12 protein-coding genes are annotated in these 15872 nt (G+C 69.1%); 4 read left to right on the forward strand and 8 right to left on the reverse strand.

Annotated elements, in window-relative coordinates; genetic code table 11:
- Positions 1-165 precede the first annotated feature (165 nt).
- Positions 166-792 carry a TetR/AcrR family transcriptional regulator gene (locus OG912_RS06025; protein WP_327708508.1) on the reverse strand — a complete coding sequence of 209 codons (627 nt, stop codon included), beginning with the start codon at positions 790-792 and terminating at the stop codon, positions 166-168.
- Positions 793-1042: 250 nt separating this feature from the next.
- Here OG912_RS06025 and OG912_RS06030 point away from each other — a divergent pair, with 250 nt between their 5' ends.
- On the forward strand, positions 1043-2596 hold the full coding sequence (locus tag OG912_RS06030; protein WP_327708509.1) for an MFS transporter: 1554 nt from the start codon (positions 1043-1045) through the stop codon (positions 2594-2596).
- Between the two features lie 77 nt (positions 2597-2673).
- Here the strand turns inward: OG912_RS06030 and OG912_RS06035 are convergent, their stop codons facing one another.
- From OG912_RS06035 to OG912_RS06050, 4 genes are all read right to left on the reverse strand, one after another.
- Positions 2674-4242 carry a DUF4153 domain-containing protein gene (locus tag OG912_RS06035; RefSeq protein WP_443061075.1) on the reverse strand — a complete coding sequence of 523 codons (1569 nt, stop codon included), beginning with the start codon at positions 4240-4242 and terminating at the stop codon, positions 2674-2676.
- Positions 4243-4803: 561 nt separating this feature from the next.
- On the reverse strand, positions 4804-5700 hold the full coding sequence (locus OG912_RS06040) for an ADP-ribosylglycohydrolase family protein (protein WP_327708510.1): 897 nt from the start codon (positions 5698-5700) through the stop codon (positions 4804-4806).
- A 10-nt stretch (positions 5701-5710) separates the two neighbouring features.
- Positions 5711-6370, reverse strand: coding sequence for a histidine phosphatase family protein (locus OG912_RS06045; protein ID WP_327708511.1), 660 nt, complete (start codon positions 6368-6370; stop codon positions 5711-5713).
- Positions 6371-6463: 93 nt separating this feature from the next.
- The gene (locus OG912_RS06050) at positions 6464-7069 is read right to left on the reverse strand and encodes a YdbC family protein (RefSeq protein WP_327708512.1); all 606 of its coding nucleotides are present in this window, start codon (positions 7067-7069) and stop codon (positions 6464-6466) included.
- 90 nt (positions 7070-7159) lie between these two features.
- Between OG912_RS06050 and OG912_RS06055 the strand changes: the two genes are divergently transcribed.
- Positions 7160-8116, forward strand: coding sequence for a DUF1152 domain-containing protein (locus OG912_RS06055; RefSeq protein ID WP_327708513.1), 957 nt, complete (start codon positions 7160-7162; stop codon positions 8114-8116).
- Between the two features lie 128 nt (positions 8117-8244).
- Complete coding sequence (locus OG912_RS06060; protein ID WP_327708514.1) at positions 8245-8781, forward strand: TerD family protein; 537 nt, start codon at positions 8245-8247, stop codon at positions 8779-8781.
- Positions 8782-8885: 104 nt separating this feature from the next.
- On the opposite strand, the gene OG912_RS06065 is transcribed toward OG912_RS06060, so the two are convergent.
- Together OG912_RS06065 and nrdR are read right to left on the reverse strand one after the other, a co-directional pair.
- Positions 8886-11792 carry a vitamin B12-dependent ribonucleotide reductase gene (locus tag OG912_RS06065; protein ID WP_326739271.1) on the reverse strand — a complete coding sequence of 969 codons (2907 nt, stop codon included), beginning with the start codon at positions 11790-11792 and terminating at the stop codon, positions 8886-8888.
- 158 nt (positions 11793-11950) lie between these two features.
- On the reverse strand, positions 11951-12463 hold the full coding sequence (gene nrdR / locus OG912_RS06070) for a transcriptional regulator NrdR (RefSeq protein ID WP_148021323.1): 513 nt from the start codon (positions 12461-12463) through the stop codon (positions 11951-11953).
- A 551-nt stretch (positions 12464-13014) separates the two neighbouring features.
- On the opposite strand from nrdR, the gene lexA reads away from it, so the two are divergent.
- Positions 13015-13809: a transcriptional repressor LexA gene (gene lexA, locus OG912_RS06075; protein WP_219573501.1), complete on the forward strand. Its 795-nt coding sequence runs from the start codon at positions 13015-13017 to the stop codon at positions 13807-13809.
- 84 nt (positions 13810-13893) lie between these two features.
- Here the strand turns inward: lexA and OG912_RS06080 are convergent, their stop codons facing one another.
- Complete coding sequence (locus tag OG912_RS06080; protein ID WP_327708515.1) at positions 13894-15864, reverse strand: ATP-dependent DNA helicase; 1971 nt, start codon at positions 15862-15864, stop codon at positions 13894-13896.
- Positions 15865-15872 lie beyond the last annotated feature (8 nt).

The following is a 15872-nucleotide window of genomic DNA, read 5'->3' on the forward strand; positions in this document are numbered from 1 at the left end:
GGCGCACCTGGGCCGTCCCCGTCCGGCAACCCGGCGCCGGACGGGGACGGGGAGGCCCTTCACGCGAAGACGTGGAAGCCCCTCGGCAAGAGACGTGGAAGCCCCTCGCGCAGAGACGTGGAGGCCCCTCGTACGGGACGTGGAGCGAGGCGCGACGCGGAAGCCTCAGCGCGGGTCGGCGCGGAAGAACGGGACCGCGACCTGATCGATCAGGTCGGCGATGTCCTCATCGGTCCATTCACTTCCGCACACCTTGCTGCGATACATCATCATCGCGGGGATGACATCGAAAGCCAGCCCGCGCAGCGCGTCGGCACGCACCTCGCCGCGATCGACACCCCTGCTCACCACTTCTCTGATGAGAGCGGTCGTCGGCCCGATCACACCATTGAGGATCACCGACTGGAACCGTTCGGCCGTGTCCGCATCACATTCGTGAAGGACTGCTCGCAGCGCGGAGCCCGACTTGGAGAGCATGGCGTCACGGAGTCCGCAGCACAGCTGGTAGAGGTCCTCGCGGATGTTCCCGTAGTCCGGCGCATCACTGATGGCCGGCAGGGCGCTGCGCAGCGCGTCCGCGACCAGGTCCTCCTTGGAGGGCCAGCGCCGGTAGATCGCGGCCTTGCCCGTCTGGGCACCGGCCGCGACGCCCTCCATCGTCAGCCCGCTCCAGCCGACCGTACTCAGCCGCTCCAGCGCGGCATCGAGGATCGCGCGTTCGAGCACGGGCCCGCGGCGGCGCAGGGACACCACCGGCTGCCGGGCGGCGGCGGCCGATCGCGAAGTAACCATGAGCTTCTCTCCATCGGAACAGGTCGGCACGCCCGCACCGGCCGGCGCTCAGGACCGGGCGGACAGTGGCTGGACGGGCGTCGCAACGGATCGGCCCGGGACTGAGCAGGCCCCGGACCGGACGGCGGGATCCGGACGCGGCACGACAACGAAGGATTCAGTGAACGCTTGCGTTCACTGAAGGGGACTCACTAACGTTGACGCGACAGTGAACGGATCCGTTCACTAATTCACTTGTGGGGGACCCATAGTGACAACCTCTCAGTTAGAAGCACAAAGCGCACCGGGCGCAGCACGACGGCAGGGACGCCCGGGGGTCGCCCTGGCCGTCATCGCCGCCTGCCAGTTGATGGTTGTGCTCGACTCCACGATCGTCAACATCGCCCTCCCGCACATCCAGGATGCGCTCAGCTTCTCGACCACCGATCTCTCCTGGGTCCTCAGCGCCTACACGCTCACCTTCGGCGGCCTGCTGCTTCTCGGCGGCCGCGCCGGAGACATTCTGGGCCGCCGCCGCGTCTTCATGACAGGCATCCTGGTCTTCACACTGGCCTCGCTGCTGGGCGGATTCGCCCAGGAACCCTGGCAGTTGCTCGCGGCCCGCGCACTCCAGGGCATCGGTGGCGCCATCGCCTCGCCGACGTCACTGGCCCTGATCACCACCACGTTCCCGGAAGGCCCCGAGCGCAACCGCGCGTTCGGTGTCTTCGCCGCGGTATCCGCCGGCGGCGGGGCGATCGGCCTGCTGGCGGGCGGGCTGCTCACCGAATGGCTCGACTGGCGCTGGGTCTTCTTCGTCAACGTGCCGATCGGTGTGCTGATCGCCGTCCTGGCGCCGCTGTACATCAATGAGTCGAAGAAACATCCGGGCCGCTTCGACATCTCGGGGGCACTGACCTCGACGCTCGGAATGGCCTCGCTCGTGTACGGGTTCATCCGGGCCTCCGAGGAGGGCTGGCGGGACTCCCTCACCCTGGGCTCGTTCGGCGCCGCGGTGATCCTGCTCGCCTCGTTCGTCCTCATCGAGATGCGCGCCAAGGAACCGATCACTCCGCTGCGGATGTTCGCCGACCGCAATCGTTCCGGAACGTACGTGATCATGCTCTGCCTGGCCGCGGCCATGTTCGGCATGTTCTTCTTCATCGTGCTGTTCGTGCAGAACGTACTGGCGTACAGCCCCATCGAATCGGGCCTTGCCTTCCTGCCGGTGACCGTCGCGATCATCGTGGGAGCGGGACTCTCACAGCGGTTCCTCCCGGTGCTCGGACCGAAGCCCTTCATGGTCACGGGCTCGGCGCTCACCGGTGTGGGTCTGGTCTGGCTCACGTTCATCTCGCCGGACAGTTCCTACCTGTCCGGGGTCCTGGGCCCGATGCTCGTGTTCGGCTTCGGCATGGGGCTGAACTTCGTGACTCTCACCCTGACGGCGGTCTCCGGAGTCGCCCAGCACGAGGCCGGGGCAGCCTCCAGCCTCCTCAACGCGAGCCAGCAGGTCGGCGGTTCGCTGGGCCTCTCCATCCTGGTCACGGTCTTCGGTACGGCGAGCCGCACCGAGGCGGAGAAGCAGGTTCCGCAGTTCCTGGCGCAGGCCTCGCCGGAGCAGAAGGCGGAGTTCGGCAAGACGCAGGAACTGCCCGGGAGCTGGGGCCACGCCGTGCTCTCCCAGGGCATCTCGACCGCGTTCCTCGCCGCGGTGGCCATGGCCGGCCTCGCCCTGCTGACCGCACTGTTGGTGATCCGGGTGCGCAAGAGCGATCTGGAGGCACTGAGCGGAAAGGCGTCTGCGGGGGGACCGGCCGCTTAGCACCCGGAGCCGGATCGCACCGGGCGCGGGCCGCCCCCGAGGGGACGGCCCGCGCCCGGTGCGGTGCACTCTGCCGATCAGTACGGGTCGTACGGGTCGTAGGAGTCGTCCACGCCCTCGCGTTCGCTCCCGTTCTCCCCCGCCCCCAGCCCACGGCAGTCGCGCGCACTGAACGCGGGGTCCCGGTCCCCGAGGATGTCCCGAGCCCTCGCCTCGCCCCAACTCGTGGCATACCAGGGCTCGTCCGAGTCACGCAGCGTCCGCTGGATCTTCTCCAGGGCGCAGGAGCGCAGCGGCTCCGGCAGGGTGTCGAGGGCGGGCACGGCATCGGCCGAGAGGCCGCTGAGGTACTCGATGTCGATCGAGTGATCGCTGCGGTGGTAGCGCTCGACGTTCTGTTCCGCGATCAGGCCGTCGGGCGAGATCAGTCCGAAGGCCAGGACGCCCACGGCCGCGCTCGCCGCGACGGCTCGCGGCAGCAGCTTCGCGCCGAAGACACCGGCTGCCATGATCAGTACGAGCACCACACCCAGCCACAGCTCGACCGCTGCCACGGAAATCCGCAGCCTCGTCAGGCCGTACGCATCGACGTAGAGGTCCATGCGTCGCAACGCGGAGGCGACGACGACGAGTGTGAGCAGGCACAACGTGCCGAGCACTCCGCGGACGAGCGTACGGTCGCGTGCTCCGCCGCGCGGCGCCCAGCGCAGTGCGAGCGCGATGACCAGCAGAGTGAGCAGCGTGGCCCAGAGCAGCTGCCAGAATCCCTCGCGGGCGTACTCGGAGTAGCTGAGATCGGTCTCCGCCATCACCTTGTCGTACCCGCCGAGGAGCACCGTGAGCTGAATGGCGAGGAAGGCGGCGAAGAGCAGGTTCAGGACGACCAGCGGCAGGGCCCATTCCAGCCGCCCGCGCGCCTTCCCCGGACGTACCGTCAGCCCGTCCCAGCGCACGGGGGCCGCAGCGGTGTACGCGGCGGCGAGCGCGCCGACGAGGCCGAGCGCGCCGAGGAAGAACCGCCACGGCCCGTCGCCGACGGACACATCGGGGATCAGGCTGCCGAGTACATCGGCGAACGCGGCGTCGGCGCTCGCGAAGAGCGCCCCGAACACCACGAGCAGGACGACCGCCACGACCGTGGACCTGAAGGCCACGCCCCAGCGGCCCCGGGAGCCCGACATCCGGTCGCGTACACCGCGGGCGCCCCAGCCCAGCGCTTCGGCGACGGAGGTGAGCAGGCCCAGCGAGCCGAGAAATATCCCGAGCCAGCTACGGCTGCCGTGCAGCGCGAGCGAGCCGAGGGCGAAGGCGGACACGATGGCGAGGAAGCTCGGCCAGCCCGCGTCGCGGAGTGCGGGGACGACGAGCAGAGCCAGCCCGCCGACCGCCCAGACAGCGGTCCAGGGGCGCAGCCGGCGTGCCGTCGCGCGGGCGGCGAAATACGCCGCGAGCGCTGCGGGAAGCGCCACGACGAGCAGGTTCAGGCCGATGCCCTCGCCGAGCAGCAGGGCACTGAGCAGTCCGGTGGCGAGTACGGCCCAGAGCGTGGCGCCCGGAATGGCTGCCGGCGTGACCGGGCGGAGCCGCGAGATCTCCGAAGGAGTCTGCTTGGTCTGCCCCCACGGATTGGGCTGCGCCGGCCGCACCTGCTGCGCGTAGGCGGGGACCCTCGGGGGTTCCGGCGGCCCGGGCGTCGAAGGCTGCGGTGCGGTGGAGCGCGGCTGCGGGACCCCGGGGCGCTCGGGCTCCCGCGGGCCCGCGCCGGTCGGTGGCGCCCCGGAACCGTCGTCCGGCCGAGCCTTCGCGGGCCTCTCGGCCGACACCGGCCGGGCCTCCCCGGGCGTGGTCGCCGGTTCGGAGACCCCCGACGCCCGGGACAGCCCCGACTGCCCGGACGCCGCTGGCGGCTCGGCTGCTCCTGACGCCCCGGGCACTCCCGACGGCTCGGCCGCCCCCGATGCTCCGGGCGCACGCTCCGGCCGGGGTGATTCTGACGTGTGATCTGACACGGGACCCCTCCCCACCGAGGTCCGCTCACGCGAGCCCTGGCCAGCGCGGCCCCCCGGCGTCTCATTCGGTGCACACCCGTCATGATGATCACTGCGGGCGGCGTGGCCGAAAGAGTAACCCCCCGTGACGGACGTCACCCGTACGGAGTAATGCTGTGGCAGTTCCGTGACAGTCGGCAGTCGGCAGTCGAAGGCTGCTTACCGCGACATCCAGGCGGGCAGCTCTTCCGTCTGTGCCGTCCACTGCGCCGGCGGCGCCCCCGCCGTGCCTGCCGCGACCACTCCGCCGACGATCGCGCACGTCGTGTCGACGTCACCGCCTGCCTGTGCGGTCACCCAGAAGGCCTGCTCGAAGTCGCCGAGGCTGCGCGCCGCGGACCAGAGAGCGAAGGGGACGGTGTCGTGCGCACTGGTACGGCGCCCGTTGCCGAGGACGGCGGCGACCGTGCCCGCGTCCTTGTAGTCCAGCATGTCACGGGCCCTGCGCAGTCCGGCGCCGACCGCGCTGCGCGGCACGAGCGCGATCACGCCGTCCAGAAGATCCGTCGGGCTCGGTGGTCCGGTGGGCGAGGCCGCCAGCGAGGCGGCCGCCGCGACCGCCATCGCACCGACGACGGCCTCCCGGTGCTGGTGCGTGGTGTACGAGGAGATCTCGGCCTGGTGCGTGGCCTGCTCGGGATCGTCCGCGTACCAGGCGCCGAGCGGCGCGATGCGCATCGACGAGCCGTTGCCCCACGAGCCCTGGCCCTGGAAGAGCGAGGAGGCCAGCTCGCGCCAGTCGCCACCCTCCCGGACCAGCCTGAGCAGGCGGTTCACGGCGGGGCCGTATCCCCGGTCGAAGTCGTGGTGCACTGCGAAGGAGTGGGCGAGGGCGTCCTGGTCGATACGGCCGTGCTGCCCCAGCACAGCCAGCACCGAGGCGGCCATCTCGGTGTCGTCGGTCCACTGCCAGGGCCCGGGGGGCAGGGCTCGGTCCTTCAGGAGCGGATAGTTGGCGGGCACAAAGAACTGGGAGCCCAGGGCGTCTCCCACGGAGAGGCCACGCAGGCTGGCAAGGGCGCGTTCGAAGCGCTGGTCGGAAGCGGATTCGGTCATCGCCTCCACTCTATCCGGTGATGCCGTACGGCTCAGGGGTACGCCAGCGCTCGAACGGCCTGTCCAGCGTGTAACGGCCGTCCTTGCCGAGTACCAGCGTCCGGGATTCCCCGTTGCCGGGATTGGACAGCGATTCGAATTCGGCCACGGACCAGTGGAACCAGCGCATGCAGAACAGCCGCATCGTCAGTCCGTGCGTGACCAGCAGGACGTTCTGCGGGTGGTCGGGGTCCTCGAAGCTCCGGTACAGGCTCTCCAGGAACGCACCCACCCGGTCGTACACGTCCGCACCCGACTCGCCCTGCGCGAAGCGGTAGAAGAAGTGCCCATAGGCGTCCCGGTACGCCTTCTGGAGGCGGACGTCGTTCCGGTCCTGCCAGTTCCCCCAGTCCTGCTCGCGCAGCCGGGGCTCCTCGCGCACCCGGACGCTTTCGAGATCCAGCCCGAGGGACCGGAACGTCTCGTGCGTACGGCGATAGGGCGAGACGTACACACTCACCCGCTCCCCGTCGAAGAGCTCGCGCAGCCGCACCCCCGTCTCACGGGACTGCCGCAGCCCGGCCGGGGTGAGCCTCAGTGCGTGGTCGGGCTCGCGCTCGTACACGGTGTCATCGGCATTGCCCTCGGACTCGCCGTGCCTGACGAGGACAATGCGTTGCGGTCTTGCCATGTACCGACCCTAGATCGAGTCGCCGCCGTTCGAGCAGTTGTCCGGAACTCGACCGTGCATGTCGCCGAGGAAATCGCGGTCGCCCCGGCCGGGTCACACGGTCCAGGCCGGTTCGAGCTGGACGACATCGCCGGCCAGCGAGACCACGTCGTCCTCGGTCTGCGCCCGCTGCGAGAGCCGGTCCACGCTCCCCGGCCGGTACTTGCCGCGCTCGGCGCTCGACTGCCACATCGACAGAACCAGAAACTCGTGTCCGGGCGCCTCGCCGAAGACGCCGCGCAGCATCCCGGGTGATCCGGCCATCGCGGGATTCCACACGCGCTGCTGCATCAGCGCAAAGTGCTCCACCCGGTCCTCATGGACCCTGCTGTGCGCGACCCTGACCACATCCGCGTCGGTGAAGTGGGGTTCGAAGCCGGTCTTCACGTCGAAGCGGTACTCGAACAACTTGACCTGGATGTCGTTGCACGTACCGGCCTGCGCGGCAGCCAGGGCGTCATGGCCGCGCGCCATGAACGAGTCGTAGAAGACCCTGTTCTCCCAGAACGCGAAGACATGGGCGACCTCCGGCCGGCTGCGGCTCCAGCCACCGCCCTGACCCCTGAACCCCGGCTCACCCAGTAGCCCCGCCCACTTCCGCTGCTCCCGCTCGAAACCGCGACGGTCACCCACATTGCAGCGAATCCACTTGACCAGCACTGCATCATCGTACGGGTGACGGACGTGGCGTGGGTCACGCTCTGTCGGAGTGCATCAGAACCGGTCATGGCCGATCACACAATGATCGCCATGACCTCGCTGCATGCCAACCCGCTGTTCGAACGCCTCGATTCGGCAGAACGGATCCTCGTCGCCGGTGCGGGCGGAGGCTTCGACATCTACGCCGGGCTCCCCCTCGCGCTCTCCCTGATCCACCGGAACAAACAGGTGCAGTTCGCCAATCTGTCCTTCAGTGCGCTCGAAGGGCTCCCCCTCGACTCCTGGCTCGCCCCCGACCTCGCCGTCATCACCCCCGAAACCTCCCTCCACCAGCCGTACTTCCCGGAGCGGACCCTCGCGCAGTGGCTCACCCTGCACGGCTACCCGGGCCGCGTCCACGCCCTGTCCCGTACGGGCGTGCAGCCGCTGCGCGACGCCTACCGTGCGCTGATCGAGCGGTACGACATCGACGCGGTCGTTCTCGTCGACGGGGGTACCGACATCCTGATGAGGGGCGACGAATCCGGCCTGGGGACCCCGGAGGAGGACCTGACCAGCGTCGCGGCGCTCTCCGCGATCGAAGGACCGGACCGGCTGGTCGTCTCCATCGGCTTCGGCGTCGACGCCTACCACGGCGTGAGCCACGGACTCGTCCTGGAGAACATCGCCGCGCTCGAACGCGACGGCGCGTACCTGGGCGCGTTCTCCGTGCCCCGTACGACCCGCGAGGGCGCGCTGTTCCTCGACGCGGTGGCCCATGCCCAGGAGCACACACCCGATCATCCGAGCATCGTCAACGGATCGATCGCCGCGGCGGTCCGGGGAGAGTTCGGAGACGTCAGGTTCACCTCGCGCACCAGCAACAGCGAGCTGTTCATCAATCCACTGATGTCGCTGTACTTCGCCTTCGAACTGGAGGGAATCGCCCGCAACTGCCTCTATCTGGACCGCATCGAGCACACCCACCTCATGCGTCAGGTCAGCAGCGCGATCGAGGCGTTCCGGGACGAGGTGCGCGGCCGCCCGCCGCGCCGGATCCCGCATTGAGACACCGGGTCCCCCACGGTGGCGCGATTACGCCCCTCACCCCCAAGCCGGTTGGTTCCAGCGGCCGTTACGGACATGATCGGGTGATAGAACCGGACCGACGGCCCCGCGCGAAGGAGCGAAGTCCGATGAGCACTCCCAACAAGGACATCGAGAAGATCGAGGTCAGGGTCAAGTGGGATCCCAGCCCGCACGGCGAGCCCGCCAACGACCTCGACATCATCGCGGCGACCTATCCGGCCGAGGAGCCGTACGGCAGCCCCGCGTATCTCGTGCACTTCGACAGCCGCGCGCCCGACGGCACCATCACACTCAACCGCGACAGCAGGACCGGTCAGGGCCTGGGGTACGACGAGGTCATGACGCTGGAGCTGGACCGGCTCTCGGAGGCGTACTCCCGGGTCGTGGTCGGTGTCGCCATTCAGCAGCGCGACGGCCACAAGGCGTTCGGGGCGATAGAGAACACCGCCGTGCAGATCCGTGAGGGTTACACCGTCCTGTCCGAGGACGACTTCTCGGCGGTCGGTGCGGCGACTGCGGCCGTCATCGCCGAGTTCGTGAGGGACTCCTCCGGGGTCTGGAACTTCCACGACACGGTGCGCGGATTCGACGGGGACGCCGACTCGTTCGCCGCGGCCATGGGAAGCCGTCCGCCCGGAGCGTGACGCGCCGGGCGGACAAGCGAAGGGGGCGGGCAGGAACTCCACGATCGGAGTCCTGCCCGCCCCCTTCGGCAAGGCCGTAGCCCCTCTCGGGGCATCCGGTTCGGTCAGCTGCAACCGCTGGTCGAGCCGCAGCCCTCGCAGATGTAGCAGGAACCGGCGCGCTGCATCTTCGTACCGCAGGAGAAGCAGAGCGGCGCGTCGGCACTGATGCCGAGCTGCATCTCGACCAGTTCGGCCGAGGTGTGCGCCGTCTTCGGAGCCGGCGTGCCGGCCTCCTGCACCGGGGCCACGGCCTTCAGCGGCTCCGGCTGCCGCACCGGGGCCGACTGGGCCAGGCTCTCGGCCTCCAGCTGCTCCTCCTCGAACGTCGGCTCGTAGGAGCCGGTGTCGAGGTGGCGCTGACGCTCCTCGGCGGAGTGGATACCGAGTGCCGAGCGGGTCTCGAAGGGCAGGAAGTCCAGCGCCAGGCGGCGGAAGATGTAGTCGACGATCGACTGCGCCATCCGCACGTCCGGGTCGTCCGTCATGCCGGCCGGCTCGAAGCGCATGTTGGTGAACTTCGAGACGTACGTCTCCAGCGGAACGCCGTACTGCAGGCCCACCGAGACGGCGATGGAGAAGGCGTCCATCATGCCCGCGAGGGTCGAGCCCTGCTTGGACATCTTCAGGAAGACCTCGCCGAGACCGTCGTCCGGGTAGGAGTTGGCGGTCATGTAACCCTCGGCGCCGCCCACCGTGAAGGAGGTGGTGATGCCGGGCCGGCCCTTGGGCAGACGCTTGCGGACCGGGCGGTACTCGACGACCTTCTCGACCGCGGTACGGATGGTGTCCTCGGCCTTGGCCGTGACGGCCTCCTTCTCCTTCTCCTTGGTCTTCGCGGAGAGGGGCTGGCCGACCTTGCAGTTGTCGCGGTAGATCGCGAGCGCCTTGACGCCCATCTTCCACGCCTCGAAGTAGACCTCTTCGACGTCCTCGACGGTGGCCGTCTCCGGCAGGTTCACCGTCTTGGAGAGCGCACCGGAGATCCACGGCTGGATGGCCGCCATCATCCGGACGTGGCCCATCGCGGAGATGGAACGCTCGCCCATCGCGCAGTCGAAGACCTCGTAGTGCTCGGTCTTCAGGCCGGGGGCGTCGATCACGTTGCCGTTCTCGGCGATGTGGGCGACGACCGCCTCGATCTGCTCCTCCTGGTAACCCAGGCGGCGCAGGGCCTGCGGGACGGTGCCGTTGACGATCTGCATCGAGCCGCCGCCGACCAGCTTCTTGAACTTGACCAGGGCGAGGTCGGGCTCGAGGCCGGTGGTGTCGCAGGACATCGCGAGACCGATGGTGCCGGTGGGCGCGATGACCGAGGCCTGCGCGTTACGGAAACCGTTCTTCGCGCCGAGGCGGATGACGTCCTGCCAGGCCTCCGTCGCGGCGGCCCAGACGGGGTTGTCCAGGTCGTCGGCGTGCACGGCCACCGCGTTGGCGTCGGCGTGCTGCTTCATCACGCGCTGGTGCGGCTCGGCGTTGCGGGCGTAGCCGTCGTACGGGCCGACGACCGCGGCCAGCTCGGCGGAGCGCTTGTACGAGGTGCCGGTCATCAGCGAGGTGATGGCACCGGCGAGCGCGCGGCCGCCGTCGCTGTCGTACGCGTGGCCGGTCGCCATCAGCAGGGCGCCGAGGTTGGCGTAACCGATGCCCAGCTGACGGAAGGCGCGGGTGTTCTCACCGATCTTCTCGGTGGGGAAGTCCGCGAAGCAGATGGAGATGTCCATCGCGGTGATGACCAGCTCGACGACCTTGGCGAAGCGCTCGGACTCGAAGGACTGGTTGCCCAGGCCGTCGTCCTTGAGGAACTTCATCAGGTTCAGCGAGGCGAGGTTGCACGAGGTGTTGTCCAGGTGCATGTACTCGCTGCACGGGTTCGAGCCGTTGATCCGGCCGGACTCCGGGCAGGTGTGCCAGGCGTTGATGGTGTCGTCGTACTGGATGCCCGGGTCGGCGCAGGCCCAGGCGGCCTCGGCCATCTTGCGGAAGAGGGACTTGGCCTCGACCTCTTCGATGACGTCGCCGGTCATCCGGGCGCGCAGCCCGAACTTACCGCCGGACTCGACGGCCTTCATGAACTCGTCGTTCACGCGGACCGAGTTGTTGGCGTTCTGGTACTGGACGGACGTGATGTCGTCGCCGCCCAGGTCCATGTCGAAGCCCGCGTCACGCAGGGCGCGGATCTTCTCCTCCTCCTTCACCTTGGTCTCGATGAAGTTCTCGATGTCGGGGTGGTCGACGTCGAGAATGACCATCTTGGCCGCGCGGCGGGTGGCGCCACCGGACTTGATCGTTCCGGCGGACGCGTCGGCGCCCCGCATGAAGGAGACCGGTCCCGAGGCGTTGCCGCCGGAGGAGAGGAGCTCCTTGGAGGAGCGGATACGGGAGAGGTTCAGGCCGGCACCGGAGCCGCCCTTGAAGATCATCCCCTCTTCCTTGTACCAGTCGAGGATCGACTCCATGGAGTCGTCGACGGCCAGGATGAAGCAGGCGGAGACCTGCTGCGGCTGGGGAGTGCCGACGTTGAACCAGACCGGCGAGTTGAAGCTGAAGATCTGGTGCAGGAGGGCGTACGCCAGCTCGTGCTCGAAGATCTCGGCGTCCGCGGGAGAGGCGAAGTAGTTGTAGTCCTCGCCGGCCTTCCGGTACGTCTTCACGATCCGGTCGATCAGCTGTCGCAGACCGGTCTCGCGCTGAGGGGTGCCGACAGCCCCACGGAAGTACTTGCTGGTGACGATGTTGACCGCGTTCACCGACCAGAAGTCGGGGAACTCGACGCCACGCTGCTCGAAGTTGATCGAGCCGTCGCGCCAGTTGGTCATGACGACGTCACGGCGCTCCCACGCCACCTCGTCGTACGGATGCACGCCGGGAGTGGTGTGGATGCGCTCGATACGCAGGCCCTGCTTGGTCGCAGTCGACTTGGCTCCCTTGTTGCGGGAACCTCGTGCCGGGCCGCTCGCCGTCTCTGTCATGCCGCCTCCCATATGTGGGCAAAAACGCCCTGAAGTGCCGAGAACTTCCCCGGCACAGTGTGTGTCTGATACTTCGGACGCCGTCATGCGTCATCCGGAGCAGGTCCAGGTGCCGGCCCGCAGCCGATCTTCGGATCAGTGGGGCCGACGAGTGCCGCTCAGTCGGCGGCGACGGCGGGAACGGGAACCTCAAGGGTCTCGCCGGTCCCGCATCCTTGTACGGGAGGCCGTCGCTCGCGGAGTTCCACGATGGCGGCCTCGAAGTCTTCGAGGCTGTCGAACGCCCGGTATACGGACGCGAACCGCAGGTACGCGACGAGGTCGAGCTCCTGCAGGGGGCCGAGGATGGCCAGACCCACGTCGTGAGTGGTCAGCTCGGCGCTGCCGGTGGCGCGCACCGCTTCCTCGACCCGCTGGCCGAGTTTGGCGAGGGCGTCCTCGGTGACCGGCCTTCCCTGGCACGCCTTGCGTACGCCGGAGATGACCTTGGTGCGGCTGAAGGGCTCGGTGACACCGCTGCGCTTGACCACCATGAGCGAGCAGGTCTCCACCGTCGTGAAACGGCGGGAGCAGTCGGGACACTGCCGACGTCGGCGGATCGAGGTCCCGTCGTCGGTGGTGCGACTGTCGACGACCCGGCTGTCGGGGTGCCTGCAGAAGGGGCAGTGCATGGCTCCCAACCCTCCTTCACAGCACGACTGAATAGCCTCTTCAGGCCCGGTGAGGGGCCCTCGAAGCGGTCTCAAGCATAGGCGATGACCGCACCCCCGATGGACGGGGACCACAACCTCTGGGCGGTCGTGACAATCCAACCACTAGATCTTGGGTTTGGCCGCGCATTTGGCCCTGTCGCGTGTCGCGCGCCCCGGGCGGCCGGAAGGCAGCGTACGGCCGACCACGAGGGTACGGGAAGCGGGCGGCGCCACCGATTGCGGGGCGGGCACCCACGGACCGCACCCGGGGGCGCACACGCGGACACGGGTCCACCCCGCGCACCGGCGCCGCGAGCGCGGCCGCTACCGTAATAGTCCGAATTGCCGGTCGGTCCGCACGGGGAAGCCCAAGGGCCGGCCCGACGGCGGAGCGTCCCTCCCAGCCCATACACCCGACCTTGAACACTCGACAGACTTTTATTCGTTTTTCACTCGAACGTGTGTTTGGCGCAACCTTTCGAAAGCTACTACCGTTGTCCAGCTAGGGAGACCATTCGAGAGGGGCCGACGTGACCACCACCGCAGACAGTGCCATCATCACTGCCCAGGACCGCTCCCAGAGCCGACTCGAGCCGGTGCATGCCATGAATGACTCAGTCACGAACACGGAGGGGCCGGAGCCCGCGCGCCCAGCGCGCTCGCTGCCCGGACGACCTCCTGGAATCCGGGCGGACAGCTCGGGGCTCACGGACCGGCAGCGGCGAGTGATCGAGGTCATCCGGGACTCCGTACAACGGCGGGGTTACCCCCCGTCGATGCGGGAGATCGGTCAGGCGGTGGGCCTTTCCAGCACGTCCTCCGTCGCACATCAGCTGATGGCCCTGGAGCGCAAGGGCTTCCTGCGCCGCGACCCCCATCGCCCCCGGGCGTACGAGGTGCGCGGTTCGGACCAGCCGAGCACACAGCCCACGGACACCACCGGCAAGCCCGCGGCATCGTACGTGCCGTTGGTCGGCCGGATCGCGGCCGGTGGGCCGATCCTCGCCGAGGAATCGGTCGAGGACGTGTTCCCCCTCCCCCGCCAGCTGGTCGGGGACGGAGAGCTCTTCGTGCTGAAGGTTGTCGGTGACTCGATGATCGAAGCGGCGATCTGTGACGGGGACTGGGTCACCGTACGACGCCAGCCCGTGGCGGAGAACGGCGACATCGTGGCCGCCATGCTGGACGGCGAGGCCACGGTCAAGCGGTTCAAGCGCGAGGACGGCCATGTGTGGCTGCTCCCGCACAACTCCGCGTACCAGCCGATCCCCGGCGACGAGGCGACGATCCTCGGCAAGGTCGTGGCGGTGCTCCGGCGGGTGTGAAGCCCCGCTCGGTCGGCCGGGGCCCCTGGTATCCGTACAGCGGATACCAGGGGCCCCGGCCGTTTCCTCGCGTCCTGCGCGGGACTAATTCGCGTCGGCCTTGGCCGCCGCGTCGATCGCGGCGAGCGAGCGGCGTGCCTGGTTCGGGTCGGTCGTGTACCAGAAGTCGGGGAGCGAGGCCCGCAGATAGCTGCCGTACCGGGCATTGGCCAGGCGCGGGTCGAGCACCGCGACGACGCCCTTGTCCCCGGTGGCTCGGACGAGCCGGCCGGCTCCCTGGGCCATCAGCAGGGCCGCATGCGTGGCGGCCACGGCCATGAAGCCATTGCCCCCGGCCTCCTCGACCGCCTTCTGCCGAGCGCTCATCAGCGGATCGTCGGGCCGCGGGAACGGAATCCGGTCCATGATCACCAACTGGCAGCTCGCACCGGGGACGTCGACGCCCTGCCAGAGCGAGAGCGTGCCGAAGAGGCAGGTCTCCGGATCGGCCGCGAAATTCTTGATCAGCTCCCCCAGGGTCTCCTCGCCCTGGAGAAGGATCGGCTTCTCCAGCCGGCCCCGCAGCTCCTCGGCGGCGGCCTGGGCCGCCCGCATGGAGGAGAACAGTCCGAGCGTGCGCCCGCCGGCGGCCTCCACCAGCTCGGCGAGCTCGTCCAGCATGTCCGTGCGGGAGCCTTCGCGCCCCGGGGTCGCCAGATGCCGGGCGACGTACAGGATCCCCTGCTTCGGGTAGTCGAAGGGCGAACCGACGTCGAGCCCCTTCCACTGCGGGACGTCATCGCCCGCGGTGCCCTCCGGGGAGAGCCCGAGGGACGCCCCCACCCCGTTGAAGTCCCCGCCGAGCTTGAGCGTGGCCGAGGTGAGGACCACGGAACGGTCGGCGAAGAGCTTCTCGCGCAGCAGCCCGGAGACGGAGAGCGGGGCGACCCGCACGGAGGCACCGAAGCGGTCGTGACGCTCGTACCAGACGACGTCGTACTCGGAGCCCTGTGTGATGCGCTCGGCCACGCCGTGGATCGTCTCGATCGAGGCCATCGCCTGCTTGCGGACGGCGTCCTCGTCCTGGACGGACTTGTCGCGGGTGGAACCGAGCGCGGTGATCACCGTACGAGCGGCGTCGCGCAGCGCCATCAGGGCGTACCCGAGGTCCTCGGGCACTTCCTCCAGCCTGCCGGGCAGGGCCAGCTCCATCACCCGTTCGAAGCCCTCCGAAGCCGTCTGCAGGGCATCGGCGGCCTTCTCGTTGACCAGCTTCGCCGCACGGCGCACCGCGCGGTTGACCTGGCCGGGGGTGAGCTCGCCGGTGGCCACTCCGGTGACCCGGGAGACCAGCTCGTGCGCCTCGTCGACGATCAGCACCTCGTGGCTCGGGAGCACCGGGGCGCCCTCGATGGCGTCGATGGCCAGCAGCGCGTGGTTCGTCACCACCACATCGGCGAGCTTGGCCCGCTCCCTGGCCTGCTCGGCGAAGCACTCGGCCCCGTACGCGCATTTGGTGGCGCCCAGGCACTCGCGGGAGGAGACGGAGATCTGTGCCCAGGCCCGGTCCGAGACACCGGGGGTGAGGTCGTCCCGGTCGCCCGTCTCCGTCTCGTCCGCCCAGTCCCGCATGCGCAGCAGGTCCTGGCCGAGCTTGCTCGACGGGGCCGCCGCCTCGAACTGGTCGAAGAGCCCTTCTTCCTCCTCCTGCGGCACACCTTCATGGAGGCGGTGCAGACAGAGGTAGTTCGACCTGCCCTTGAGCATGGCGAACTGCGGGCGTCGGCGCAGCAGCGGATGCAGGGCGTCGACCGTACGCGGAAGATCGCGCTCCACGAGCTGGCGCTGGAGCGCCAGGGTCGCCGTGGCCACCACGACGCGCTCGCCGTGTGCCAGGGCGGGCACCAGATAGCCGAGCGATTTGCCCGTGCCGGTGCCCGCCTGGACGAGCAGGTGGGAGTGGTCGTCGACCGCCTCGGCGACGGCATCGGCCATGGAGGCCTGGCCGGGTCGCTCCGTACCGCCGACGGCGGTCACGGCGGCGTGCAGGAGCTCGGGGAGGGATGGCTTCGTCATAGCCCGAC

The sequence above is a fragment of the Streptomyces sp. NBC_00464 genome (assembly GCF_036013915.1).
Lineage (GTDB): Bacteria > Actinomycetota > Actinomycetes > Streptomycetales > Streptomycetaceae > Streptomyces.

Excerpts from the sequence above, each read along its gene's own strand:
- OG912_RS06060 (WP_327708514.1), top strand. The coding sequence starts at position 8,245 with ATGAGCACTCCCAACAAGGACATCGAGAAGATCGAGGTCAGGGTCAAG.
- OG912_RS06025 (WP_327708508.1), bottom strand. The coding sequence starts at position 792 with ATGGTTACTTCGCGATCGGCCGCCGCCGCCCGGCAGCCGGTGGTGTCC.
- OG912_RS06045 (WP_327708511.1), bottom strand. The coding sequence starts at position 6,370 with ATGGCAAGACCGCAACGCATTGTCCTCGTCAGGCACGGCGAGTCCGAG.
- OG912_RS06065 (WP_326739271.1), bottom strand. The coding sequence starts at position 11,792 with ATGACAGAGACGGCGAGCGGCCCGGCACGAGGTTCCCGCAACAAGGGA.
- OG912_RS06080 (WP_327708515.1), bottom strand. The coding sequence starts at position 15,864 with ATGACGAAGCCATCCCTCCCCGAGCTCCTGCACGCCGCCGTGACCGCC.
- OG912_RS06055 (WP_327708513.1), top strand. The coding sequence starts at position 7,160 with ATGACCTCGCTGCATGCCAACCCGCTGTTCGAACGCCTCGATTCGGCA.
- nrdR (WP_148021323.1), bottom strand. The coding sequence starts at position 12,463 with ATGCACTGCCCCTTCTGCAGGCACCCCGACAGCCGGGTCGTCGACAGT.
- OG912_RS06040 (WP_327708510.1), bottom strand. The coding sequence starts at position 5,700 with ATGACCGAATCCGCTTCCGACCAGCGCTTCGAACGCGCCCTTGCCAGC.